The sequence below is a fragment of the Lysobacter sp. Root983 genome (assembly GCF_001429345.1).
Taxonomy (GTDB): domain Bacteria; phylum Pseudomonadota; class Gammaproteobacteria; order Xanthomonadales; family Xanthomonadaceae; genus Lysobacter.
This window is the reverse complement of sequence record NZ_LMJO01000012.1, coordinates 191,004-217,065: the sequence shown is the minus strand read 5'-3', so window position 1 is coordinate 217,065 and position 26,062 is coordinate 191,004. Positions and strand designations below refer to the sequence as shown.

The 26,062-nt window shown below is 68.7% G+C and carries 18 protein-coding genes; 7 read left to right on the top strand and 11 right to left on the bottom strand.

The genetic code is table 11. The annotated features are described in order from the left end of the window. Positions 1–210: 210 nt before the first annotated feature. The gene (gene rho / locus ASE43_RS08360) at positions 211–1,914 is read left to right on the top strand and encodes a transcription termination factor Rho (protein WP_056177870.1); all 1,704 of its coding nucleotides are present in this window, start codon (positions 211–213) and stop codon (positions 1,912–1,914) included. A gap of 123 nt (positions 1,915–2,037) precedes the next feature. Here the strand turns inward: rho and ASE43_RS08355 are convergent, their stop codons facing one another. Both ASE43_RS08355 and ASE43_RS08350 read right to left on the bottom strand, forming a co-directional pair. Beyond that, positions 2,038–3,843, bottom strand: a complete 1,806-nt coding sequence (locus ASE43_RS08355; protein WP_057160137.1) for an XVIPCD domain-containing protein — start codon at positions 3,841–3,843, stop codon at positions 2,038–2,040. Positions 3,844–4,093: 250 nt separating this feature from the next. Next, positions 4,094–4,939: a hypothetical protein gene (locus tag ASE43_RS08350; protein ID WP_057160136.1), complete on the bottom strand. Its 846-nt coding sequence runs from the start codon at positions 4,937–4,939 to the stop codon at positions 4,094–4,096. Between the two features lie 97 nt (positions 4,940–5,036). On the opposite strand from ASE43_RS08350, the gene ASE43_RS08345 reads away from it, so the two are divergent. After that, positions 5,037–5,234: a hypothetical protein gene (locus tag ASE43_RS08345; protein ID WP_057160135.1), complete on the top strand. Its 198-nt coding sequence runs from the start codon at positions 5,037–5,039 to the stop codon at positions 5,232–5,234. 243 nt (positions 5,235–5,477) lie between these two features. On the opposite strand, the gene ASE43_RS08340 is transcribed toward ASE43_RS08345, so the two are convergent. Next, positions 5,478–6,377 carry a hypothetical protein gene (locus ASE43_RS08340; protein ID WP_157499772.1) on the bottom strand — a complete coding sequence of 300 codons (900 nt, stop codon included), beginning with the start codon at positions 6,375–6,377 and terminating at the stop codon, positions 5,478–5,480. A 293-nt stretch (positions 6,378–6,670) separates the two neighbouring features. On the opposite strand from ASE43_RS08340, the gene ASE43_RS08335 reads away from it, so the two are divergent. Beyond that, a complete protein-coding gene (locus tag ASE43_RS08335) occupies positions 6,671–8,506 on the top strand; it encodes a monovalent cation:proton antiporter-2 (CPA2) family protein (protein ID WP_056177861.1) in 1,836 nt (611 codons plus the stop codon). A 63-nt stretch (positions 8,507–8,569) separates the two neighbouring features. Here the strand turns inward: ASE43_RS08335 and ASE43_RS21805 are convergent, their stop codons facing one another. From ASE43_RS21805 to ASE43_RS08310, 6 genes are all read right to left on the bottom strand, one after another. Then, positions 8,570–9,064, bottom strand: a complete 495-nt coding sequence (locus tag ASE43_RS21805; RefSeq protein ID WP_157499770.1) for a hypothetical protein — start codon at positions 9,062–9,064, stop codon at positions 8,570–8,572. 52 nt (positions 9,065–9,116) lie between these two features. Continuing rightward, positions 9,117–9,884, bottom strand: coding sequence for a hypothetical protein (locus ASE43_RS08330; RefSeq protein ID WP_157489501.1), 768 nt, complete (start codon positions 9,882–9,884; stop codon positions 9,117–9,119). Positions 9,885–10,031: 147 nt separating this feature from the next. Beyond that, positions 10,032–13,349, bottom strand: coding sequence for an ankyrin repeat domain-containing protein (locus ASE43_RS08325; protein ID WP_057160132.1), 3,318 nt, complete (start codon positions 13,347–13,349; stop codon positions 10,032–10,034). Continuing rightward, positions 13,342–13,596, bottom strand: coding sequence for a YcgL domain-containing protein (locus ASE43_RS08320; RefSeq protein WP_056177855.1), 255 nt, complete (start codon positions 13,594–13,596; stop codon positions 13,342–13,344). The genes ASE43_RS08325 and ASE43_RS08320 overlap by 8 nt, the downstream gene beginning before the upstream one ends. 852 nt (positions 13,597–14,448) lie before the next feature. Next, entirely contained in the window at positions 14,449–15,456 is a 1,008-nt protein-coding gene (cydB, locus tag ASE43_RS08315) for a cytochrome d ubiquinol oxidase subunit II (RefSeq protein ID WP_056177853.1), read from the bottom strand. Between the two features lie 70 nt (positions 15,457–15,526). Continuing rightward, positions 15,527–16,939, bottom strand: a complete 1,413-nt coding sequence (locus ASE43_RS08310; protein ID WP_057160131.1) for a cytochrome ubiquinol oxidase subunit I — start codon at positions 16,937–16,939, stop codon at positions 15,527–15,529. 174 nt (positions 16,940–17,113) lie between these two features. Between ASE43_RS08310 and ASE43_RS08305 the strand changes: the two genes are divergently transcribed. The 4 genes from ASE43_RS08305 to hemF all read left to right on the top strand — a co-directional run bounded on the left by ASE43_RS08305 (position 17,114) and on the right by hemF (position 22,372). Next, positions 17,114–19,504, top strand: a complete 2,391-nt coding sequence (locus tag ASE43_RS08305; protein ID WP_057160130.1) for a S9 family peptidase — start codon at positions 17,114–17,116, stop codon at positions 19,502–19,504. A 100-nt stretch (positions 19,505–19,604) separates the two neighbouring features. Continuing rightward, positions 19,605–20,729: a hypothetical protein gene (locus ASE43_RS08300; RefSeq protein WP_057160129.1), complete on the top strand. Its 1,125-nt coding sequence runs from the start codon at positions 19,605–19,607 to the stop codon at positions 20,727–20,729. Further along, entirely contained in the window at positions 20,726–21,406 is a 681-nt protein-coding gene (locus tag ASE43_RS08295; RefSeq protein ID WP_057160128.1) for a hypothetical protein, read from the top strand. Before ASE43_RS08300 ends, ASE43_RS08295 begins: the two co-directional genes overlap by 4 nt. A gap of 69 nt (positions 21,407–21,475) precedes the next feature. Further along, the gene (hemF, locus tag ASE43_RS08290; protein ID WP_056177843.1) at positions 21,476–22,372 is read left to right on the top strand and encodes an oxygen-dependent coproporphyrinogen oxidase; all 897 of its coding nucleotides are present in this window, start codon (positions 21,476–21,478) and stop codon (positions 22,370–22,372) included. Positions 22,373–22,385: 13 nt separating this feature from the next. Here the strand turns inward: hemF and ASE43_RS08285 are convergent, their stop codons facing one another. Beyond that, complete coding sequence (locus tag ASE43_RS08285; RefSeq protein ID WP_056177841.1) at positions 22,386–22,880, bottom strand: YetF domain-containing protein; 495 nt, start codon at positions 22,878–22,880, stop codon at positions 22,386–22,388. A gap of 413 nt (positions 22,881–23,293) precedes the next feature. After that, entirely contained in the window at positions 23,294–26,062 is a 2,769-nt protein-coding gene (gene polA / locus ASE43_RS08280; RefSeq protein WP_056177839.1) for a DNA polymerase I, read from the bottom strand.

Genomic DNA, 26,062 nt, shown 5'->3' with positions numbered 1-26,062 from the left:
CGGGCGTAGGTCGCCGGCTCGCCCGGCAACGTGAACGGCAGGCCCCATAACGCTTGCCGCCGCGCAACAGCAGTGCTAGTTTCGCAGCACCCGGCGCCGAACCGTAGCACTGGCAGCGCCGCACCCCTTCTCGCAAAACCATCATCCACCCACGTCCCCGACGTCCCGCTCGCTGCCTGCGAGCGCTCGCCCTTAGCGAGGAATCCCTGCTTGTCCGATAACACCCCCGACGCTGGCGATATCGCCGAAAAGCGCGTGCGTAAGCCGCGTGTCGCCAAAGCCGACGCCGCTCCTGCAGCCGCCAGCCCGTCCGCTCCCGCTCCTGCGCCCAGCGCACCGCCGGCCGCTCCGGCGCCCGCGCCGGCCGCCCCCGCCGCTTCTGCCCCCTACTCTGGCGACTCCGCACCGGCCTCGTCCGGCGCAGATGGCGCGCCGCAGGGCGGCAACGACGGCGGCAACGCCCAACGCGGCGAAGGCGGCTACAACAACGACCGCGGCGGCAACAACAACCGCCGCGACCGCTTCCGCAACCGCCGCGACCGCGATCGCGACCGTGGCGGCCGTCCGCGCGACGAAGGCATGTCCAACGACGGCGGCAACGGCGAGAACTTCGTCCCGCGTCCGCACCCGCAGGTGCCGGAAGGCTTCCCGCAGTACTCCCTGGGCGACCTCAAGCGCATGCCGGCGCCCAAGCTGCTCGAAATCGCCGACCAGCTGAGCATTCAGGAAGGCGTGGCCCGCGCCCGCAAGCAGGACGTGATTTTCGCCCTGCTCAAGGTGCTGACCCGCCACGGCGAAGGCGTCGCCGCCGACGGCGTGCTGGAAATCCTGCCCGACGGCTTCGGCTTCCTGCGCGCGGCCGAGGCCAGCTACCTGGCCGGCCCGGACGACACCTATATCTCGCCCAGCCAGATCCGCCGCTTCAACCTGCGCACCGGCGACCACCTGTCCGGCCGCATCCGCTTCCCCAAGGACGGCGAACGCTATTTCGCCCTGTCCATCGTCGACACCATCAACGGCGAGCCGCTGGAAGCGTCCAAGAACAAGGTCCTGTTCGAGAACCTGACCCCGCTGTTCCCGCGCCGCAAGTTCCGCCTCGAGCGCGGCGATGGTTCGACCGAAGACATCACCGGCCGCATCCTCGACCTGATGGCGCCGCAGGGTAAGGGCCAGCGCGCCCTGATCGTGTCGCCGCCCAAGGCCGGTAAGACCATGCTGATGCAGCAGGTCGCCACCGCGATCACCCACAACCACCCTGACGTGCACCTGATCGTGCTGCTGGTGGACGAGCGTCCGGAAGAAGTGACCGAAATGCAGCGCACCGTGCGCGGCGAAGTGGTCTCCTCGACCTTCGACGAACCCGCCGGCCGCCACGTCCAGGTCGCCGAGATGGTGATCGAGCGCGCCAAGCGCCTGGTCGAACACAAGAAGGACGTGGTGATCCTGCTCGACTCGATCACCCGCCTGGCCCGCGCCTACAACAACGTCGTGCCCAGCTCGGGCAAGGTCCTGACCGGCGGCGTCGACGCCAACGCCCTGCACCGCCCGAAGCGCTTCTTCGGCGCCGCGCGCAACGTCGAGGAAGGCGGCTCGCTGACCATCATCGCCACCGCCTTGATCGACACCGGCAGCAAGATGGACGAGGTGATCTATGAAGAGTTCAAGGGCACCGGCAACTCGGAAGTGCACCTGGACCGCCGCATCGCCGAAAAGCGCGTCTACCCCGCGATCAACATCAACCGCTCCGGCACCCGCCGCGAGGATCTGCTGATCGAGCCGGAACTGCTGCAGAAGATCTGGATCCTGCGCAAGCTGCTGCACGGCATGGACGAGATCGGCGCGATGGAATTCCTGCTGGACAAGATGAAGACCACCAAGTCCAACGACGAGTTCTTCAGTTCGATGAAGCGCTGAGGCGCGACCCGAACCGTCAACGAAACGCCCCGCACCGCGGGGCGTTTTCGTTTCTGCCGCCAGCCCTCAAAGAAAACGGCCCCGCGTGTGCGGGGCCGTCGTCGTATTGCCCGATCGTCGCGCTTACAGCCCGCGACCGCCGCCCTGCGTGGTCTGCTGCGCGGTGGTTTCGCCGGCCGCCATGTTGCGCGCGGCGAGCTGGCTGCTCACTTCCAGGCTTTGGCTGGAGCCAGCCGCGACGTCGATCGAGACCATGCGCCGGTTGGCCGAGGCCGGATCGCCCTGGACCGCGAACAGCTTGCTGCCGTCCTTGCTGGCGAACAGGTGATCGACCTGGGTCAGGCCGCCGTCGCGGGTGGCCGGCACCAGCGCGGCGGCCAGGTTCTGCTGCTGTTGCGGGTTGAGCTTGACCTGCGCGGGATCGACGCCCTTGAGCTTGTCCAGCATGTCCTTGTACATGCCGTTCAAAGCGTTCGCGCCGCTGGTCAGCACGCCGGCCACGCGCAGGCCTTCATCGACCGCGCCGCCGACCTTGTTGGTATTGCGGTTGGCCGCTTCCTGCTGGGCCGCGGGCAACAGGTAGGTGCCGCGCTCGCGGTCGCCGTCGCGATCGCGCACGTAGCGTTTGACGTCCTGCAGCTCCAGTTCCAGGAACTCCTTGGACGAACCCTTGGCGGCTTTGGCCAGATCGACCGCCTGTTGCGCGCTCAGGCGCTCCAGACCCTGGCCGGAGGCGAGGATGTCGACCAGCGACTCGGGCTGCACCTTCTGCTTGAGGAAGGCCAGGAAGCGCTCGCGCGTTTCCGGGTTTTCGCCCATCGCATCGAGCACGCGGGTGGCGGTGGACAGGGCGTTGCCGGCGTCGGTGGGCATGCCCGAGATCTGGCGCATCACGCCGCTGATCGCCTTGCGCGGCTCCAGGCCTTCGGCGAACGGGAAGCGTTCGCGGAACTCGTCCCAGCGTGGCGCGAGGATCTCTTCGCGGATGTGCTTGATCAATTGATACGCGCCGGCGGCGAAGGCGACGATGGCCACGCCCACCGGGGCGACGCCGATCAGGCCGCCGACCAGGCCGGAGTTGCGTGCGCCCAGCAGCAGCGCGGTCTGGCCGACGTCGCCGGCCAGCTTGAAGCCGTTGCCGAGCAGGTCGAACGCGGCGTCGACGCGGCGGTCGGTGTCCAGCGGCTTGCGGGTGATCGGATCGCGGCCGTTGAACACGCGCTCGGCGTCCTGGCCGATGGCCTTGGCGTCGTTGGCCACGCCCTTGATCGCGCTGTAGCGCTCCAGGATCTTGGCCGCCTCGCGTTCGCGCCCGGTGCTGGTGGCGAACTGCAGCACCGCCGCCATCGCCACCGCGTCCACCGGCTGTCCGGCCTGGCTGGCGGCGGTGCCGGCCTTGATCGCGGCTTCCAGCGCGGCCAAGGTCTGGGCCACGTCGGCGTGCCCACCGCTTTGGGCGAGCTGCTGGAGCTCGGCCAGCGGCTTATCGACGGGCGCGTCGGGGCTGGCGTCGCGTTGCGCCGACCAGCTCTTGGCGTAACCGACCAGCGAGGTCTGCAGGGTGGCCGGCAATTCCACCGCGTAACCGTGGAACGGCGGCGAGACGCGGCCGTCGGCGCGGGTCTCGCCGGGGTACAGCTTCCAGGTCAGGGCGGTCTGGGCGAGCGCGCCGCCAGGCCCCGAGACCGAGGCCACCGTGGCTTCGAGGGTGTCCTCGTCCACGACCTGGCCGTTGCGCTGCAAGGCGTCGGCGACGACCGCACGCAGCACGGTATCGCGCGACCATTCGTCGTCGGCGGGCAGCAGCGCCGTGTAGTTGAGGGCGCGGTCCTGCGGCGCACCCTGTCCCGCGTACCAACGACGGGCCACCGTGGCGTTGCCGCCGCGTGTGCCGCTGTCGTCCGAAATCGAATCGACTACTGCATTCATTAGCACTTACTCCTTGTCCGGTGAACTAGCTCCTGGTGAACCAACCCTCGGGCACTCCGGCCCAGGGTCGAAGCTGAATCATGCGCCCGTCGAATGACCGGGGCAATTCGGGGGCGTGTGGTAGGCGCCCGGGCGGTCCAGGCGGGTTCGCCGCATCCGGCCGATCCGGTCCGGAAAGGAAAACGCCCGCGGGGCGGGGCGACGTCGGGCCTGGCGCCGGCCTGGGCCGGCGTATCGGGGCGTGGCCGCCCTACTCGTCGACGCTGCTGAGGTCGGATTCGGCGTGCTGCCAGCCGGCGGCGGTGCGGCGCATCAGCACGCGGCCGCGGCGGCGGATGTCGTCGCGATCCACGCCCTCGACCCAGAGCACGGCCTGATCGCCGTGCTGGCGGCCGCGCGCGATCCGCGCCTGCAGCGGCTCGCCGTCGCGCAGGGACTTCAGCAATTCCTTGACCGTGCCGGCATCGTCCTCGGGGAAGCGCCAGCGCGCGTCCTCGCCGCCCATGCGGCGCAGGGCGGCGACGTCGCCCTTGGCCAGGGCCTCCAGCCAGGCGTTGTAGGCCGCGCCGGGCGCGCCGCCGCCGGCCGGCAAGGCGCTGCCGGGCGCGGGCGCGATCGGCGTGTCGAAGCGCAGATCGAAATCGTAGGGCGTGCCGAGGAAATCGCCCTCGGCCAGCTGCCAGCGGCCGGCGATGCGCACGGCCTCGTTGCGTTGCAGAGCGAGTTCGCCGTAGCCGCCGCTGTTGAAGCCTTCGGGCGAATAGAACAAACCGCATTCGCTGCCGTCGGCGGCGATGCACAGGCGCACGTAACCGCCCGCGGGCGCCTGTTCGCGCACCGCGTCCATGGCGTCGAACGCGGCGGCGACCGCGGCCGCGTCCAGCGGCTTGGCGCTGAGGAACACCAGGGTGCGGCGCTCCTCGGTCTGATCGGACGGCTCCTCGATCACCGCGATCGCATGCGCCAGGCTCAGGCGTGCATCGCCATAGCGGAAATAACCGGAGCCGGTCTGGGCCTCGGCGGTGCCGGCGGCGATCCATCCGGCCGTCAGCGCGAGCGCGCGCAGGCGGCGACGCAAGGCGTGCGTGGCGCTCATCGAGGCTGTCCTTTGCGGCCGTCCCAATTAGGCGCACGTAATAGCACGGCGGCGGCGGACAGCGCGGCGATCGCGGCGGCGGCGGTGAGCTGCGCGCATGCGATTGCTCGTACTCGAAGACCAAGCCGATCCGCGCGCAACCGTCGCCGGCCGCCTGCGCGCGCATGGGCATGCGGTGGACGAGGTTGCGGATCTGGCGCCCGCGGAGTCCTTCGTGCGCTCCCACGCCTACGACGCCTTCGTGCTCAATCGCGGACTGCCCGATGGCGATGCGCTGACCGTGCTGCGGCAATGACGCGAGCGCGGTATCGCCACCCCGGCGCTGTTCCTGATCGCGCGCGATGGGGCGGCATGGTGCATTGCGTGACCTAGCAGCAGCCCGCGGCACGCTAAGGCGCGGGTCCGCGCGCCGTTGGCCTGCCGCGACTGGCGGGGTTGATCGGTCGCGGAGCAGGGGATTGAAAATCCCCGTGTCGCGTAGCCGCCACCGCCGCGTGAACAACGGCCGCCGGGCGCACTGCCCGGCGGCCGCAATGGCTTACAGCGCGACGCCCTTCACTTCGCTGGCCAGCTTGATTGCACTGGCCAAGGGCACCACGTCGCCGGCATCGACATCGGACACGCCGATGCGCTGATTGCCGGCATCGCTTTGCAGCCAGGCCGGTTCGCGGCGCGCGCCGCGCACTTCGGTGCGCCACTGGCCCGGACGGGTCTCGCGCATGCCCGGGGCCTGGAACTCCACCGGCATGCTCACGGTGAGATCGCGCGCGCTGGGATGGTCGGTGTGCAACTGCACGTTGAACTGCCAGCTGCGCGCGGCGCGCGCGGTGGCCTGCTCCAGCGCCGCCACGCCCTTGGCCAGGGCCTTGTCGCTGCCGTAGACGTTGAGCAGGCTGGTCTGCACCGGCGCCGCTTCGAGCACGCGACCGTCCGCGGACAGGCGCAGGTACAGCAGCACCACACCGCCCACGCGTGCGCGCGCCAGTCCTTCGGGATAGGACGGCGCCACGATCTTGCGGCTGCTGATCGTGACGGCGGCCGGCGGCGCATCGGGCAGTACGCCGTAGCCGGTGGCCGGGAAGGTCACGTTGTCGACGGTGACCGCGTAGCGCTCCTCGCCGAGTTGGCGCGCGGCCAGGGTCACGCGCATGCGCGCCTTGGCGGTGACCGGCTTGCCCTGCACCAGCACCGGCTCGAAGCGCCAGGCGCGCACCTGGCGTTCCAGGCTGGTCTTGACGTCGTCGGGCAGCGGGGTCTCGCTGCGGTAGTCGATCAGGGCGCCGCTGGGGTCGATCGCGATCTCGCTGTCGACGCGCGTGGTCATGATCGAGTCCACCGGCGGTTTGGGCGGTGCCGGTGGGGATTGGGCCCAGGCCGAGGCGGCCAGGCTCAGGACGGACAGCGCGAGCGCGGTCCGCCGGAGGGAGTTTCCTTGCATCGTGTAGCTCCTGTGGATGTAGCGTGGATGCGTCGCGGCCCAGGCTCCTGCCCGTGGCGGCCGCGCGCCTTGCGAGCTTAGCAATGCCTGGGCGGCCTCTAGCGCATCGGGTTCACCGTTTCGCCGCAAGAACGCACGGACGCGAGCCTGCTGCGACGCGCCATCGCGGCGCGCCGATTGGACCGCTGGAGCGGAAGCTGTTTCCCGTCCACGCGCCACCACCGCGTCCGCCGCGGTCGGTAAGATGAAGGCGTCGCGGATGGCGGCGATCTGGCGGGCGACGAGGGTGATGCATGCATAGCGGCGGTCTGGAACTTGCGCTGGTCTTCCTGCTGGCCGCGGTGATCGCGGTGCCGGTGTTCCGCAAGTTCGGACTGGGCGCGGTGCTGGGCTACCTGGCCGCCGGCGTGGTGCTGGGCCCCTACGGGGTCAAGGTGATCCGCAACGCCGAACCGGTGCTGGCCGCGTCGGAAATCGGCGTGGTGATGATGTTGTTCGTGATCGGCCTGGAGCTGTCGCCCTCGCGTCTGCGGGTGATGCGCAAGCCGGTGTTCGGCGCCGGCGGCCTGCAGGTGCTGCTCAGCGGCCTGGCCCTGGGCGCGATCGCGATGTTCGGCGGCGGCCTGGGCTGGAAGGCGGCGGTGGTGGTGGGCGTGGGCCTGGCCCTGTCCTCGACCGCGGTCTGCCTGCAGCTGATGTCCGAGCGCAAGGAACTGACCAGCGACTACGGCCGGCTCGCGTTCGCGATCCTGCTGTTCCAGGACCTGGCCGCGATCCCGCTGCTGGCGGCGATTCCGCTGCTGGGCAAGGCCGCGTCGGTCCAGGGCGGCGGCATGGAATGGGTCGCGATCGCCAAGGCGGTCGGCGCGATCGGTGCGGTGATTTTCGGCGGCCGCGTGTTGCTGCGGCACGTGTTCCGGATCGTCGCGCGCACCCAGATGCCGGAAGTGTTCACCGGCGCGGCGCTGTTGACCGTGCTGGGCGCGGCCTGGGTGATGCAGATCGCCGGCCTGTCCGCGGGCCTGGGCGCCTTCATCGCCGGCGTGCTGCTGGCCGATTCGGAATTCCGCCACGAGCTCGAATCGCAGATCGACCCGTTCAAGGGCTTGCTGCTGGGCCTGTTCTTCATGGCCGTGGGCATGAGCATCGACCTGCAGCGCGTGGTCTCCGAGCCGGCGATGATCGCGGCGATGGTGGCGGTGCTGATGCTGGTCAAGTTCGCCCTGCTATTCGGCGTCGGCCTGCACCCGGGCGGCCTGGACCGTCGCGAATCGGTGCAACTGGCCGCGGTGATGTCGCTAGGCGGCGAGTTCGCCTTCATCGTGTTCAACGAAGCGGTCAACGCCGGTCTGCTCGACGACCCCTCGCGCGACCGTTTGATCGCCGCGGTCGGCGTGTCGATGGCGTTGACGCCGTTGCTGCTGATCGCGATCTCGCGCGCCTTGTCGGCCGCGCCCAAGGCCAAGCCCAAGCGCGAGTTCGACCAGATTCCCGACAACCACCCCAAGGTCCTGATCGCGGGCATGGGCCGCTTCGGCCAGATCGTGGCGCGCCTGCTGCTGGCCCACAAAGTGCCGTTCATCGCGATCGAGAACAGCGCCGACCAGGTCGACTTCATGCGCCGCTTCGGCAACATGGTCTATTACGGCGACCCGGCGCGCCCCGAGCTGCTGCGTTCTGCCGGCGCCGCCCAGGTCGATGTGTTCGTGATCGCCATCGACGACCACGACGGCAACATCCGCACCGTGCGCACCCTGCGCCGTCTGTACCCGCGCGCCAAGGTGTTCGCGCGCGCGCGCGATCGCCGGCATGCCTGGCAGCTGATGGACCTGGGCGCCGAACCGATCCGCGAGACCTTCCATTCCAGCCTCAAGCTGGGCGAACACGTGCTGACCTCATTGGGCGTGGCGCCGGAAGTCGCGCGCGACCACACCGAGCGTTTCCGCGAACACGACGAGCGCATGCTCAACGCCCAGTACCTGGTCCACGACGACGAGGCCGCGCTGCTGCAATCGGCCAAGGACGCGCGCAAGGAGCTGGAGGAACTGTTCGAAGCCGACCAGGGCGAAGGCCTCCTGGGCGAGATCACCGCCGACGCCGACGCGGCCGCGCAGCGGTCGTTGCACTAGGCGAGCATAAAAACGACATCGTCCCGACCTCGGGGCGATGTGCTTGCGGCTCGATCCTTCAGCTTAGGCGCCGGGACAAACCAGCTCGGTAGTTCGCGCTTCGCAGTGGTACTCGCCGCCGCCTACCGATACGCAGCCGCCGCCGCCAGGCTGGGAAAAGCAATTCCCCCAAGGGTCGTCTCCAACGCCGCCGAACTCGCCACCGCCATCAATACCGCCGCCACCTCCCCCTGTGCTTGCCAGGGCAGCAGCGTCCGCTGTGCGATTAGCCCGATCTTTCAATGTCTCGCCGCAAGTCTTAGGCCCCATTTCGGTCAAAATTGCCTGCGGCAAATGGGGGTATTTGATGTAGACCGAAACGGGCCCCTCTACATCCTTGAATAAGTCCCCAAACTTCTCCACCTCCTCCGCAACGGCACGCCAAGTACGCTCCCCGCTCAAACTTTGCCAGGCTGAAACACTAATCGTGGCGGGCACCTGAGCCCGGGCATATACACAGGCACCGGCAATAGCTGCTAACGAAACAAAGAACAACAACATTCCCCCACGCGCTTTCATAACCTCTCCTTGACTGGATGGAAGTCTCCCATTTACGGGGTGCGGGTACTGCTTACTGCCACTTCATCTCGGAAAGGCGCTTTATAGTCTCGTTCAAACCCGGACGAACATCCGGCTTCAACGGCGGCAGCCCGCGCGCGGCTCTCCAAGCATTCGCATTCACTACGATCTGATATCCCAATGCATCCGTTGCCGTGATCTGCATCGGGCTGTTCTGGCTGGGAATCGCTGAAAATCCAGGCATCCAGTCGCCCCTTAGATAGGCCGCACGACGATAGGCAGCTGCCAACGTGTGCTCGCCCTGATTCTCTGAGACGCTTGCTAGCGCGTGCAGGGCATATACCGAGCCCATCATGGCACCGTGATTCAATACGGCCTTGGCATCGGCCCGACTCGCTGCATTTAGATGCGCGACATGTTCCGCATCCAACAGGTCTTGCACGGACTTGGGGACGAGATCTTTCGGCATAACGATGTTTCCGTCGCGAGCGCTCATCGCCAGTCGTTGCTCTTGCGTTGGAAACATATTGCGGTTCAACCAATCCGCCTGTTCCTGCGTTTCCACGCCCAAGAACACATCGCCAACCTTGATGCTTTCGCTCGATTGCCGTTTGTCGAAGACGTAGTGCTGCTTCGCCCAGCGCGCCACCTGATCGCTGCCTGCGGAACTATTGTTCGCTGGCTCCCGGAAAACGGAGGCTGGATTTTCCCAAGGGCTAAGCCCCGCATTCGGCCGGACGCCACCGACTTGTCGCAGCGCCAGGAAGCCACCCGCCGCCAGCGCAAACATGGCAATAACCAAGATCGCCTTCTTTCCCACCGCCACTCACTCCATGTGGTTGCAATGGCGCGCTTTGCTCCGCCATTGCTTGCGTTTGTACAAGCAAAAAAGCGAGCGCGTCAACGCTCGCTTTTAGAAGCTCACAGTCCTTACACCTTCAATCCACTTTCTTGCAGTGGGAGGCGCTCAACGCTCGCGCAGGAAACGCGCCATCGACACGCCGTTGCCCGGTGCGGGCGGGGCGAATTCGGCCGCGATGTCGACGAAGCCGCGCATCACCGCGATCTCGCGCGGGGTGCGGTTGAGGGCATCGCGCAGGTCCGGATCGGCGCCCGCGCGCAGCAGGCGCTGGACCACGCGCAGCAGACCGTGCAACGCGGCCAGATGCAGCGGGCCGAAGCCGCGCGGGTCCTGGGCGTCGAGCGCGGCGTCGTGATCCAGCAGCAGATCGAGGCCGGCGACCAGCACTTCCTCGTCGGCGGCGGTGCCCGGCTCGGCGCGCGCGCCCAGCAGTAGCAGCAGCGGGGTGGCGCCGGCGGCGGATTCGTCGGCGTCGACGCCGGCCAGCAGCAAGGTGTCGAACAGCGCCACCAGGCGGCTGCGCTCGCGCGCGGTGAAGCCGTACATCGCCGCGCAATGCAGGGCCATGCGCCCTTGTGCGTCTTGCGCGTGGACGTCGGCGCCGGCGGCGAGCAGGCGCGCGGCCAGATCGGTCAGGCCCAGCGCGCAAGCCACCATCAACACGGTCAGGCCGCCCGGCAGGCGCTGTTCCAGCGAAGCACCGGCCGAGACCAGGCGATCGACGATGTCGCCGTGGCGCATGCTGACCGCGGCCGAGAGCGGGGTCGCGCCGGAATGCGCGGGCAGCTGCGGATCGGCGCCGCGCGCCAGTAGCAGGTCGACGACGGCGCGATGGCCGCCGCCGGCCGCGCGCAGCAGCGCGCTACAGCCCTGGCGATCGAGCGCGTCCACTGCCAGGCCGAGGTCGAGCAGGCGACGCACCGCATCGGCATCGCCGACGATCGCGGCGGCCGGCACGTCGTAGGCCTGCAGCGGGCGCTTGGGCAGCGGCCAGCCGCGCCAATCCAGCCAGTCGGCGAGGTCGCGGCGGCCGGACGACAGCGCCACGCCCAGCGGGGTCTGGCCGTCGGCGGCCAGCAGATCGGGCGAAGCGCCCTGCGCGACCAGGCGCTTGAGCATGGTCTCGCGACCGAGCGCGGCGGCCAGGTGCAGCGCGCTCATGCCGTGGCTGTCGCGGGTATCCAGGGCCACGCCGATCGCGACCAGGCGATCGACCAGACGGGTCCAGCCCAGACGCACCGACAGCGCGAGGGTCGGGTCGCCGTTGCGCGAATGCGCGAACGGATCGGCGCCGCGTTCGATCAGGTCCAGCGCGAACTGCTCCAGCCCGCGCGCGGCCTGTTCGGCGCTGGCGCAGGCGGCGAGAAAGCGCGCCAGACCGCCGGCGCCGGCCGGCGAAACGCCGCGCCGCAGCAGCGCCTGCAAGGCCGGCACCGCGGTTGGGCCGCGGCCCAGCAGGGCGAACATCGGGGTGTCGCCGTGGGCGTCGCGGGTTTCGGCGTCGGCGCCTTGCGACAGCAGCCAGGCGATGCGCTCGGGCGAAAGTGCGTTGTCTTCGTCGTGCAGCTGCGCGCCCAACTCGGCCGGCGTGAGCAGCTTGGCCAGGCCGCCCAGCTCGGCGGCGCGGCCTTCGCGCAGGCCGTCGCGCAGCAGGCTGGCGGGCATGCGGTCGGGCAACGGCGCGTCGCCGCCGTCGTCGTCGCTGACCGCGGCCGGCAAGGGATAGGCGCGATCCAGCGCGGCCACCAGCGACCAGCGGCCGGCCTCGGCGGCGCGATCCACCGCGCGCTTCCCGATCGCGTCGCGCTGTTCCGGGTCCACGCCCAGGTCGAGCAGGCGCTGCACCAGTTGCGGCGTGGCGTTGTCGGCCATGCAGGCCAGGGCCAGCGCGTTGCGGCCCTCGGCGTCGGTCATCGCCGCCTCGGCGGCGCCGCCGCGCGGCAGGTGTTCGAGCAGGCGGTCGAGCACGCCCAGGCGCGCGCCACGCGCGGCTTCCAGCAGTGGTGTACGGCTGCGCGCGTCGATCGCGTTCGGATCGGCGCCCGCGGCCAACAGCACGGTCACGATATCCAGATGGCCGGCGTAGGCGGCTTCATGCAGGGCGCTACGGCCGTGCGCGTCGCGCGCGTCGATCTTGGCCTTCTGCTTGAGCAGCAGACTAACGCCGGCCGGGTCGTCTTCCTCGGTGCCGGCCGCGGCCAACAGCACGGGCTGACCGCCGGCGGGCTCGGGACGCGCGCCGCGTTCGAGCAGGAATTTGGCCAGGCGCCAATTGCCGCTCGCGCAGGCTACGCCCAGCGGCGATTGGCCGTCGCGGTTGAGCGGATCGAGCTCGGCCTGGGCGTCGCGCAACAGCGCGGCCACGCCGGGGTCGGAGCTGCGCGCGGCGTGATGCAGCGGGGTGTTGCCGTCGCCGTCGGCCAGACGCGGGTCGGCGCCATTGGCCAGCAGGGTCATGACCGCGTCGGGGCGGCCGTGCCAGCTGTCGCGGGTGGCGGCCAGCAACGGCGTCATGCCGGCGGTGGCGGCGTTGAGGTCGACTCCGTGGGCGATCAGCGCGCGCAACAGGCGCAAGTCCGGCAGCACCGCGGCCAGCACCGCCAGGCTGCGCTGGTCGCGTTCGTCGGTGGGCGGCGCGGCGTTGACGTCGGCGCCCAGCTCGATCAGTTCCAACGCGCGTTCGACCCGGCCGCCGCGCGCGGCCGCGTACAGCGCCGGCTCCAGCGGCTCGCCGCTGAGCAGCGGGGCCTGGGCGAGATCCAGCGGCTCGTCGTCGGCGACGAAATCCAGCCCCGGCAGCGGGTCGGCCGGTTCGATCCCCTGCAGCAGCCAGTGCAGCAGCGGCGAGCCCAACGCCAGCGCGATCGCCAGACCCCAGCGCCCGCCCTGCGATAGCAGGTCCGGCCAGGCCAGCGCCACCACCGCCGCGGCCAGCGCCGAGACGATCGCGGCCACGCCCAGCCCGCGCCAGGCCCCGAGTTCGAGTTCGCTCAGCGCCTGCCAGTACTCGCGCAGGCCACCGCCGTCGCGTTCGAGTTCATGCCACAGCGGCCAGACCCGCCACAGGCCCAGCAGAGCGATGCCGCCGACCATGCTCAGACCCAGCGCCGCCATCAGCGAGCCGGTCTGCAGCAGCGAGGACAGCGGCCAGGCCACGACCAGGGCCAGGGCGGCCACGCCCGCGCCCCACAACAGCACCAGGGTGCCGCCATCGCGCAGCCAGACCGGGCGCGGCTGCTCGGCGTCGTCGCGCCAGAACCGCGCCGCCAGCGCGTAGGCCGGCTGCGCGAGGGTGCCGGCCAGCGCGGCGACGACGCCGCCAAAGCCGGTCAGCAGCGCCAATACCAGCCCCGCCGCCGCGGTCGCGGCCAGCCGCAGCCGGGCGTGCTTGGGGTCGGACCAGGGACTGCGGCGCTCAGGCATCGGACCGCACTTCGTCGTGTCGCGGCGGGAACTGGATATGGAACCCACGACTGGCCAGGTTCTCGCGCACCACCGCGCTGTCGCCCCGGGCCAGCTGGCGCTCGGGCGTCAACGCCACCTCAAGCACGAACTGCAGCGCCCCCAACTGGGCGCGCAGCGGTTCCGGCACGCGCTCGAAGTCGTCGCGCGCGGCCAGGAAGACGTAGGTTTCGTCCTTGCGAAGGCTCTTGTAGACGTAGGCTTGCATGCGCTGGACGGCTCGGCTCCCGGTCGGATTTTCGGTGCGGGTTTATGTGACGCACAGCATACCTGCCCATCCGCGTCACGCGAACTCTGACGTTCAGCGTCAGGCGCGGGAGCGGCTGCTAGCGGGCGGGCTGGCGTGACGGGGCTCACGGCCGGGTGATGGCCTAGCCGGGCGCTTGGGCGACCCGGCCCCTCCCCTTTCAAGCCAACCGCGCCGCCGGCCCCTCAGCTCTCTAGCGCCCCCTCCAGCCCGCCCGTCGCCGCGGCTGTGGTGACGCCTGCTGCCGCCGTTGCCGTTGCTGTTGCTGTTGCTGTTGCTGTTGCTGTTGCTGTTGCTGTTGCTGCGGCATTGAAGTCCAAAAGCAGCGCACTCACACGACCAACCGTAGACCCGAAGGGCGGCGCGCAGGACGCGCGCCGTTTTTCGAATGGACAGGGATGTCCATTCGAAAAATCCCGGCGAAAGCCCCGAACTCGCAGGGGCTCGCAGGGGAGGGTTGGTCACGCTAGCCCTTCTCTTTGGTTACTTTCTCTTGGGCTAGCAAGAGAAAGTGACCCGCATGCGCAGCAGGCGGAAGCCGTTGACCTTCGAGCCGAAGCGGACGAAGCAACAGCAAAAGCAAATCCTCCCCAACCCTCCTTTTTCAAAGGAGGGAGCTAGGAGCATGAGCTTGCTAGTGTTCAGCCGTGCACGAACCTGCGGTTCGTAAGCCGCGGGGCTTCACCCTCTTCGAAGGACGGAGCCAGAAGCGAGAGAAAGCAACTCGCATGCGCAACAGGCGAAAGCCGATGATGAGTCAGCGCCCACCCCGCGCACCAGTCGGATGCAGCAGGCCATAAACAAGCCAAGGACTCAGTGATACCCCGCATCCGCCGCGATCTTACCCTTGAACACGCTATACGACCAATACGTATAGCCCAGGATCGCCGGCAACAACACCACCAGCCCCACCAAGACGAAGCCCTGTGACGAAGGCGGCGACGCCGCCTCCCAGATCGTCAAACCCGGCGGCACGATGTTCGGCCAAATACCCAGCACCAATCCCGCGAAACCGAGCACGAAGAAACACAGCGTCAACACGAACGGCGCCACATCGCGCCCCTCGCGCATCGCCGCGCGCCACAGCGCGAACGCATTGGCCAACACCAGCAGCGGCACCGGCGACAACCACAGGAAATTCGCGCCCTCGAACCAGCGCGCCATGATCCGCGAGTCCAGGAACGGCAACCACGCGCTGACCAGCCCCATGAACACCACCACCACCAGCACCAACGGCCGCGTGAGCGTGCGCGCGACCTCCTGCATGCGCCCCTCGGTCTTGAGGATCAGCCAGGTCGAACCCAGCAACGCATAACCGAACACCACCGCCGCGCCGGTCAGCATCGAAAACGGACTGAACCACTCGAACGCACCGCCGATGTACTTGCCGCCCTGCAGCGGCATGCCCTCCACCAGCGCGCCCAGGATCACGCCTTGCGCGAATGCGCACAGCAGCGACCCCAGCGCGAACGCCGCGCCCCAGGCCGGCTTGGCGCGCTGCGCCTTGAAACGAAACTCGAACGCCACGCCGCGGAACACCAGCGCGATCAGCATCAGCAACACCGGCAGATACAACGCCGACAGCACCACCGCGTAGGCCTTCGGAAACGCCGCCAGCAAACCCGCGCCGCCCAGCACCAGCCAGGTCTCGTTGCCGTCCCAGATCGGCGCGGCGGTGTTCATCATGTGATCGAGCTGGCCCTCGTCCTCGGCGAACGGCGCCAGGATGCCCAGGCCGAGCACGAAGCCGTCCAGCAGCACGTACATCAGCACGCCGAAACCGATCACGCCGAACCATACGATTGGCAGCCAGTATTCCATCGTCCACCACCTTCTGCGTCGCTCCCGCCGCGGCGGGACTTCATGAAGCGCGCATGCTGCGCGCTGGCGATCACGCTTTGCTTTCGGACGGCTCGTCCGGCACCGACAACGGCCGCGCCGGGGTCTTCTCGCCCTGGCCTTGGCGCGGCGCGGGCTCGTGTGGATGCGGCCCCTTGCGAATCAACTTGACCAGATAACCGATGCCTGCGCCGAACACGGTCAGGTAGACCACCGCGAATACGATCAACGAGGTCAACACGCTGCCCGCATTGATCGCGCTGACCGCATCGGCCGTGCGCAACAAGCCGTAGATCACGTACGGCTGGCGCCCGATCTCGACCACGTACCAGCCGGCCAGGATCGCCACGAAGCCGCTCAGGGTCATCGCGCGCCAGCCGTTCAAGACCCAGCGCCCGAAACCGCGCCCTTCGTAGAGCTGCTTGCGCTTCCACGCCCACAGCGAGGCCAGCACCAGCAGCAGCATGGCCACGCCCAGGCCGACCATGATGCGGAAGGCGTAGAACACCGGCTTCACCGGCGGACGTTCCTCCGGCGGCACCGACTTCAACGGCTGGATCTCGCCGTCCAGGGTGTGGGTGAGGATCAGGCTGCCGAGTTTAGGGATCGCGATTTCGTAGTCGTTGCGCTCGGCACGCTCGTTGGGCACCGCGAACAGCACCAGCGGCACGCCCTCGCCCTGGGGCTTGGCCTCCCAATGCGCTTCCATCGCCGCGACCTTGATCGGCTGATGCTCGCGCGCGTTGAGGCCGTGCAGATCGCCCACGTAGACCTGGGTCGGCACCGTGATCGCGGCGAACACCACCGCCGCCTTCAACATGCGCTTGGCGGCATCGACGTGCACGCCGCGGCGCAGATAACCCGCGCTGACGCCGCCGATCAGGAAGCAGGTGGTGATGAACGCCGCCAGCACCATGTGCGCGAGGCGGTAGGGGAAGGACGGATTGAAAACGATCGCCCACCAGCTGGCGGGTTCGAACACGCCCTCGACGATCTTGTAACCGGCCGGCGTCTGCATCCAGCTGTTGGCCGAGATGATCCAGAACGTGGAGATCAAGGTGCCCAGCGCGACCATGCAGGTCGCAAGGAAATGCATCTTCTCCTCGACCCGATTCCAGCCGAACAGCATCACGCCCAGGAAGGTCGCTTCCAGGAAAAAGGCGGTGAGCACTTCGTAGGACAGCAGCGGGCCGAGGATATTGCCGGCTTGTTCGCTCAGCACGGCCCAATTGGTGCCGAACTGGAAGCTCATGACGATGCCGGACACCACGCCCATGCCGAAGGACACGGCGAAGATCTTGGTCCAGAAGAAGAACAGGTCGCGCCAGACGGTGTCGCGCGTGCGCAGCCAGCGCCATTCCAGGAACGCGAGCCAGCTCGCCAATCCGATCGTGAAGGCCGGGAACAGGATGTGGAACGAAATCACGAACCCGAACTGGATACGCGACAGCATCAAAGCATCCACGGCACGACTCCTGTCATGTCCCGCAATTGCAACGGGGCTTCAGATTCGCAGGGCCATTGTGCGCCGCGTCATCGGGCCGGTAAAGCACCGTGACGCATGGCCCAATCACGCAAACCATTGAGGCTGCTAACCTGCGTCAATTTGCCCACCCTAGACTTCCAACCAGGTCCGCCGATGCGCCTAGTTCCGAACGCTCTGACCCTGTCGCTGGCCGTGCTGTTGCTGGCCCCCAGCGTCCATGCCCAAACGCCGATCACGCTCGCCCAGACCATGGCCGATCCCGACTGGATCGGGCCGCCGGTCGAACAGGCCTGGTGGGCCTGGGATGGGCAGCGCGTGCAGTACCAGCTCAAACGCGAGGGCGCGACGGTACGGGACACCTGGCAGCAAGGCACCGGCGCGAACGCGGTGGCTGCCAAGATCGACGGCGCCGCGCGTGCCGATCTCGACGCCGCGCAGCCGGTCTACGACGCGCAGCGCGCGCGCATGGCCTATGTACGCAACGGCGATGTGTTCGTGCGCGATCTGCGCAGCGGCGCGCTGACCCAGGTCACGCGCAGCAACGACAAGGAATCGCGCCCGCAGTGGAGCCACGACGGCCAGCTCGTGTTCCGCGTCGACAACAATTGGTATGCGTGGCGCGCGGGCCAGGGCGTGAGCCAGGCGGCGCAGCTCAAGGCCGAGAACGACCCGGCCAAGCCGCCCAAGGCCGACGACTTGCGCGAGCGTCAGCTGGCGACCATCCGCACGCTCAAGGACGATCGCGACAAGCGCGAAGCCGCGCGCGAACAGGACGAAGCCTGGCGGCGCGCCGATAATAGCCGCGCGCCGGCGCCTGTCTATCTGGGCAGCGATGTCGAGATCTCCGACAGCGCGCTGTCGCCCGATGGCCGCTGGATGCTCGCGGTCACTCAGGCCAAGGGCGCCGACGCCGGCCAGGGCGGCAAGATGCCCAAGTACGTGACCGAATCGGGTTACGAGGAATTCGAGGAAGTGCGCACCCGCGTCGGCCGCAACGCGCCGCTGCCGCAGAAGCTGTGGCTGATCGACGTGGCCGCCGGCAAGTCCACCGAACTCAAGTTCGACGGCCTGCCCGGCATCGGTGAGGACCCGCTCGCGGCGATGCGCAAGGCCGCGAAGAAGGACCCGCTCAAGGGCGACCGCGCGGTGCGCATCGAGACCGACGGCGACGGCAGCGGCCCGGCGATCCGCTGGAGCGACGACGGCCGCCAGGTCGCGGTGCTGGTGCGCGCGATCGACAACAAGGACCGCTGGCTGACCACGGTGGATCTGGCCCAGGCCGCGCTGGTGGTGCGCAACCGCGGCAACGACCCGGCCTGGGTCGGCTGGAACACCAGCGACTTCGGTTGGCTGCCGGCTACCGGCAACGGCGCGGCCGCGTTGTGGTGGGTCTCCGAACAGAGCGGCTACGCCCATCTTTATGTAGGCGAAGGCAACGGCGCCGGACGCGCGCTCACCTCCGGGCGCTGGGAAGTGTCCTCGCCGCAAGTAAGCGCCGACGGCCGCAGCTTCTACTTCGTCTGCAACCGCAAGTGGCCCGGCGACTACGAAGTCTGTGCGGTCGACCGCAGCGGCGGCGCGGTGCGCGAAGTCACCGCCCTGAACGGCATCGAGGATTTCACCCTCTCGCCCGACGGCAAGCGCCTGCTGCTGCGCTACTCGTCCAGCTACATGCCCGCGCAGCTGGCGGTGATCGGCAGCGACGGCGAGGGACTGACCCGGCTCACCGACACCCGCAAGCCCGAATTCAAGAACCGTGAGTGGATCCAGCCCGAGTACGTGCAGGTGCCGTCCAAGCACGGCGCCGGCACGATCTGGGGCAAGTTCTACGGGCCGAAGAACTACGAGCCGGGCAGGAAGTACCCGATCGTGATGTTCGTGCACGGCGCCGGCTATCTGCAGAACGTCACCGAGCGTTACCCGAACTACTTCCGCGAACAGATGTTCCATAACCTGCTGGTGCAGCAGGGCTATGTGGTGCTGGACCTGGACTACCGCGCCAGCGCCGGCCTGGGCCGCGACTGGCGCACCGCGATCTACCGCCAGATGGGCCATCCGGAGCTCGAGGACTACCTGGACGGCCGCGACTGGCTGATCGCGAACAAGCAGGGCGACGGCGATCGCGCCGGTATCTACGGCGGCTCCTACGGCGGCTTCATGACCTTCATGGCGCTGTTCCGCGAACCCGGCAAGTTCAAGGCCGGCGCCGCGCTGCGCCCGGTCACCGACTGGTCGCAGTACAACCACGAGTACACCTCCAACATTCTCAACACGCCCGAGCTGGATCCGGAGGCCTACAAGAAGTCCTCGCCGATCGAGTACGCGCAAGGCTTGCAGGATCACCTGCTGATCGCGCACGGCATGATCGACGACAACGTGTTCTTCAAGGACTCGGTGATGCTGTCGCAGCGCCTGATCGAGCTGCGCAAGGACAAGTGGGAACTGGCGCCCTACCCGATGGAGCGCCACGGCTTCACCCATCCGGACAGCTGGTACGACGAGTACCGGCGTATTTACGAGTTGTTCGAACGCAATCTCAAGTAAGACGGCATACGGAGCGCACGGCCAACACTGTGCGCTCCGGCCGGCCGGTGCCGAGTACCGGCTCTCGTACGGCAGGCGCGAAATCGATATCGTCGCCACCATGATCGATACCGACGCCATCCCATCCCGCTCATCCTCCTGGCGCGCCGGCCGTAGCGCGGCCTGGGCCGCGCTTGCGGGCGCGTGGGCCGCGCTGTGCCTGTCGCTGCCGCGATTGGGCTATGCGCTGCTGGACGAACCGGTACGCCGGCAAGCGCTCGCGCTGATGGACATGCCCGGCCGGGCCGTGGCGCGGTTGCTTTCGCTGTCCGCATGGCCGCCCTGGCTGACGCTGGCGCTGAGCGCCTTCGTCGCAGTCGCGGCCCTGGCCTTGGTTTGGCTGCTGGTGCTGCACTGGCTCGATCGCGATGAAGCTGCGCGCGCCTCGCTGCGCTGGTGCCTGCGTACCTTGCCGATGCTGGTGCTGTGGATCCTGGGGCTGGCGGCCGTGCTCGGGGTGGCGATGCTGTTGTCGATGCTCCTGCACACCGATGACCTCTTGGCCATCTTGCTGCTGCCCATTGCTTACATGTTGTCCTTCCCGCTGTTTTGTCTGCGCCGCGACATCATCGCGCGCGCAGCGCCGCCGCTGGCCTGGCGACCCGGTTGGCCCGGGTGGCCGGTGATCGGCGCGGCCATAGCCTGCGGCTTTCTGGCGGCCATGGCCATGCACGCCGAGGCGGCCTTGGTATCGGCATTGCCGGCCTTGGACTGGCCGGCAGCGCTGGTCGGCTGGTTGCTGCAATCGGTCGTGCTGACGGTCGGGGTACTGCTGTGGTTGCGGCATACGCGCTGGGCGCGGATGCCGGCGAACCTGCGCGACGCGCTGCGCTGGGTCCGTCTGCGGCGCGGGTTCGCGGTGCAGTGGCTGGTCGCGGGCCTGCTCGTGTTCGTCCTCGCGCCGCCGCTGCTCGCCGTCGCTTTGGACGCGACCTTCTTTCTTCCCTCGATCGCACATATGCTCGACACGCATCTGGTCGCCCGGCCCAGCGCCTTTACGGCCTGGGCCTGGTTCGGCGACGCGATAATGCAATATTGGTGGAGCGTCCTGGGCCTGCTGGTCCCATGGCTGGTCTTGGTCGCCAGCGCGCGCAGCCTGATGCAGGTCGAAAACGCAGCCGCCGCGCAGACCAATGCGGATAGCGCGGTGCTAGCATCGCCCGCGATCCGGAAAGAATCGCCATGAAGAACCGTCTGTTCCGCTGCGCGCTCAGCGCTCTGTTGCTTCCCGCCTTGGCCATCGCCCAGGACGGTCGCGCCGCCAAGCCCGGCTACCAGGAGCAGATCGCGCTGCGCAACTTCACCACCTCGCTGATGCGCGAGGCCATCGTCGCCGAGTGTCGCGCCAAGGGCTATGCCGGCATCGATCAGCTGCAGACGGCTTACTTGCAATGGCGCACGCCGCGCGAAGTCTCCATCGCCACCGGACAGGTCGCCGCGCTCACTCGCTACCCGGACCTGGGCGGCAGCGCCGCCGCGCAGCGCAGCAACTTCCGCAAGCAGTTCGACAAAAGCCTGAAGCCGGGCATCGAGGCCAATCCCGCCGAGGCCTGTTCGGCGGCGCTGTCGACCTTCATCAGCGGCCTGCCGATTCCGTTCAGCGGCGACACCCGCACCTCGCAGGAGCTGCGCTTCGACATCTACAAGCAGGCCATCGTGGCCGGCAGCGCGGCCAACGGCTGCCCGGAGTTCGACAGCATCGAAGGCAGCGTGCTGGAAACCGCCAAGGCCGGCACCGGCGCCACCGAGCGCTGGCTGCTCAAGGGCTGCGGCACCCAGATCGCGCTGACGGTCAAGCACCAGCCCGCGGCCAACGGCGGTTCCGACTTCGTCATCTCGGTCGCGCCCACCGCCCAGCCCTGAGCCGTACCGCGCCGGGCGCTTCGCCGGGCGGTGTCGAGCGCGCGCACGCGGCCCGGTAGAATGCGCGCCATGAGCGATTTCGACCGCGTACGCGACTATCTCACCGGCCTGCAGGACCGCATCTGCGCCGCCATCGAACAGGCCGACGGCGGCGCGCGCTTCGTCGAGGACGTCTGGCAACGCGCCGAGGGCGGCGGCGGACGCACCCGCATCCTGCGCGGCGGCAAGGTGTTCGAACAGGCAGGGATCGGCTTCTCCGACGTCGCCGGCACCCAACTGCCGCCGTCGGCGACCGCGGCGCGCCCGGAACTGGCCGGCGCGTCCTGGCGCGCGGTCGGGGTGTCGCTGGTGTTCCACCCGCACAACCCCTACCTGCCCACCACCCACGCCAACGTGCGCCACTTCCGCGCGGTGCGCGACGGCGAAACCGTGGCCTGGTGGTTCGGCGGCGGCTTCGACCTGACCCCGTTCTATCCCTTCGACGAAGACGTGCAGCACTGGCACCGCACCGCGCAGGCGCTGTGCGCGCCCTACGGTGAGCAGCGCTATCCCGCGCACAAGCGCTGGTGCGACGAATACTTCTTCCTCAAGCACCGCAACGAAACGCGCGGCGTCGGCGGCCTGTTCTTCGACGACCTGCACGAGGACTTCGAGCGCGACTTCGCCTATCAGCGCGCGGTCGGCGACGGTTTCCTCGACGCCTACCTGCCCCTGGTCGAGCGCCGCCGCGACACGCCCTACGGCGACCGCGAGCGCCAGTTCCAGCTCTATCGGCGCGGCCGCTACGTCGAATTCAATCTGGTCCTGGACCGCGGCACCCTGTTCGGCCTGCAGTCGGGCGGGCGCACCGAGTCGATCCTGATGAGCCTGCCGCCGCTGGTGCGCTGGGAGTACGGCTACGCGCCGGAGCCGGACAGCGCCGAGGCGCGCCTGGCGCAGTACCTGGTGCCGCGCGACTGGCTTTGAAGCTTCTCGCTCTTCACCGCGGCGGCGCGTGCCCCTTCTCGCGACTCAAAATCGTGATGTGGCCATTGGTCTCCAGCATCGCCAGGCCGATCTCGTCGACCTCGGCGCAGTCGTTCTCGCGCATGGCCTTATGGAAATCGGCGCGGCTGACCAGTTCGCGCCGCAATACCTCGCGGTAGACGTGGCCGTCGCGCGCCAGCACCACCGGCACGCCTTCCAACGCGCGTTCGAAGCGATCGCTGCGCGAGGTCAGGTAGCCGACGCCCCAGTTCAACAGCATCAGCGTCGCGGCCAGGATCAGGCCGCCGCCGACGGTGGTGTCGGTGCCCAGCAGCGCGTTCTGCACCGCGTTGCCCAGCAGCACGATCAGCAGCATGTCGAACGAGGTGAACTGCCCCATCGTGCGCTTGCCCGACAGACGGATCATCGCCAGCAGCACGAAGTAGACGACGCAGGCGCGCAGTACGTATTGCCACCACGGCATCGACAGATCGAAGGCGTCGGACATGGAGGAGGCTCCTGCTGGGCGATGGCGTTGGCGGGGATTGTGGCCGGTCCGCGTGCGCAACGCGTATGGCCCGCGCGCGGACCGGGGCCGGCGACATGCACGACCGCGGGCAAGGCGCGACGCGGTCGGCGCCGGCCATCGGCTCGCATGCGGGGCGCCGCGGTTCTGACGGCACAAATAAAAAGCCCCGCAGGCAGGGGGGGCCGGCGGGGCTGGTGGAGCGGGACCTGGGGAGGGGCCTTCGCTCCGGGATCACTCCAGGGGAGGGAGAGATCAGCGACAGACGTTGCATCTGTCGCGACCTATATGACCACCTGGCACATGGATAGTTCGTGAAGATCGAAGTTAATAATTTGTTGGATTCAGGACCGATTCATTCTGCCAAACCCAGCAACGACGGGCTTTCCCGATTATTAATGCGCTTCGTCCCAATTATCACCGACCCCGCTGTCGACGACGAGCGGCACCTTTAGTTCGGCCGCCCCGGACATCATCGCCCCGGCCTGGGCGAGCAGGGTGTCCACGAACCCGGCCTGGACCTCGAACACCAGTTCGTCGTGCACCTGCAGGATCATCCGGGCCTGGCCGCCCTGCCCGGCCAGCCAGGCGTCGATGGCGATCATGGCGCGCTTGATGATGTCGGCGGCGGTGCCCTGCATGGGCGCGTTGATCGCGGCGCGCTCGGCGCCCGCGCGCAGGCCCTGGTTGGAGGCCTTGATGTTCTCCAGGTACAGGCGACGGCCGAATACGGTCTCGACGTAGCCCCGCTCGCGCGCGTCCTGGCGGGTGCGCTCCATGAAGTCGCGCACGCCGGGGTAGCGGCTGAAGTAGAGCGCGATGTAATCCTGGGCCTCGCCGCGGCCGATGCCGAGCTGGCGCGCCAGGCCGAACGCGCTCATGCCGTACATCAGGCCGAAGTTGATCGCCTTGGCGGCGCGGCGCTCGTTGCCGCTGACCTCGTCCATGGCCTTGCCGAACACTTCCGCGGCGGTGGCGCGGTGGATGTCGGCGCCGGACGCGAACGCGCGCAGCAGGCCCTCGTCCTCGGACAGGTGGGCCATGATCCGCAGCTCGATCTGCGAATAGTCGCAGGCCACCAGCTTGCAGCCCGCCGGCGCGACGAAGGCGCGGCGGATGCGGCGGCCGTCCTCGGTGCGGATCGGAATGTTCTGCAGGTTGGGATCGCTGGAGGCCAGGCGCCCGGTCGCGGCGCCGGCCTGGTGGTAGCTGGTATGGACGCGGCCGGTGTCGGGATTGACGATCTCCGACAGCTTGTCGGTGTAGGTGCTGCGCAGCTTGGCCAGGCCGCGGTACTCCAGGATGATGCGCGGCAGCTCGTGCTGGTCGGCGATCGCCTCCAGCGCTTCCTCGTTGGTGCTGGGCTGGCCGGTGGGCGTCTTGATCAGCGCCGGCAGCTTGAGCTCGTCGAACAGCAGCGCCTGCAGCTGCTTGGGCGAATCCAGGTTGAAGGTGCGCCCGGCCAGCTCGGTGGCCTTCTGCTGGGCCGCGAGCATGCGCTTGCCCAAGTCCTGCGACTGCCGGCGCAGCTCGTCTGCGTCGATCATCACGCCGTTGGCCTCGATGCGCTCCAGCACCGGCACCAGCGGGATCTCGATCTCGCGGTAGACGCGCTCCAGCGCCGGCTCGGCCGCGAGCTTGGGGCCCAGCACGCGGTGAAGGCGCAGGGTCACGTCGGCGTCCTCGGCGGCGTAGCGGGTGGCGTCGTCCAGGGCGACCTGCGAGAACGAGATCGCCTTGGCGCCCTTGCCGGTCACGTCCGAGTACTTGATGGTGTCGTAGCCCAGGTAACGCTTGGCCAGCGAATCCATGTCGTGGCGGCTGCCGGTGGCGTTGTAGACGAAGCTCTCCAGCATGGTGTCGTCGGCGTAACCGGCCACCTCGACGCCGTGGCGGCGCAGCACGTGCAGGTCGTACTTGCCGTGCTGGCCCAGCTTGCGCCGGGCCGGATCGGCGAACACCGGGCGCAGCGCGCCCAACACCGCGTCCATGGCCAGCTGCGCCGGCACGCCCGGATAGTCGTGGCCCAGCGGGATGTACCAGGCGCGGCCGGGTTCGACCGCGAAACTCAGGCCGACCAGGCGCGCGCGCATCGGATCCAGCGAATCGGTCTCGCAGTCGAAAGCGAACTCCTGCGAGTTCTGCAGGGCCGCGACCAGGGCTTGCAGTTGCGCCGGCTCGACCACCGTCTCGTACTCGCCCTTGGCCGCCAGCGCGGCATCGGGCGCTTCGGCGGGCGCGGACGAGCGCGCGTGGCCGGCCGCGGTGGCGCGCAGGCCGGCGCGGTCGGCGGCAAGTTCGTTGTCGGCGTTGCCGGTGGCGCCCTCGAGCTCGCGCAGCGCCTGTTTGAAGCCATAGCGCGCGTACAGCCGGCGCAGGTCCTCGGCGTGGCGCTCGCGCAGCGCCAGCTCGGTCGGGCCGCGCTCCAGGCCCACGTCGGTCTTGATCGTGGCCAGCTGGCGGTTCAGCGGCAGCCGCGCCAGCGCCGCGCGCAGGTTCTCGCCGATCTTGCCCTTGATCTGATCGGCATGCGCGATCACGCCGTCCAGGCTGTCGTACTCGGCCAGCCACTTGGCCGCGGTCTTGGGGCCGCACTTCTCGACCCCGGGGATGTTGTCGACGCTGTCGCCCATCAGCGACAGCAGGTCGATGACCTGGTTCGGACGCACGCCGAACTTGGCGATCACGCTGTCGTCGGAGTCCATGCGGCTGCCGGTCATGGTGTTGACCAGGGCCACGCCCGGGCGCACCAGCTGAGCGAAGTCCTTATCGCCGGTGGAGATGGTGACGTCGATGCCGTCGCCGGCGGCGCGCAGCGCCAGGGTGCCGATCACGTCGTCGGCCTCGACGCCGTCGATGCGCAGGATCGGAATGCCCAGCGCCTCGACGATCTCGCACATCGGCAGCACCTGCGCGCGCAGATCCTCTGGCATCGGCGGGCGATTGGCCTTGTACTGCGGGTCCAGATCGTCGCGGAAGGTCTTGCCGGGCGCGTCGACCACGAAGGCCACGTAGTCCGGGCGTTCGTTCAAGGTCGCGCGCAACATGTTGACCACGCCGAACAGCGCGCCGGTGGGTTCGCCCGCGTCGTTGCTCAGCGGCGGCAACGCATGGAAGGCACGGTAGAGATAGCTGGAGCCATCGATCAGGACGAGTCGTTTCAT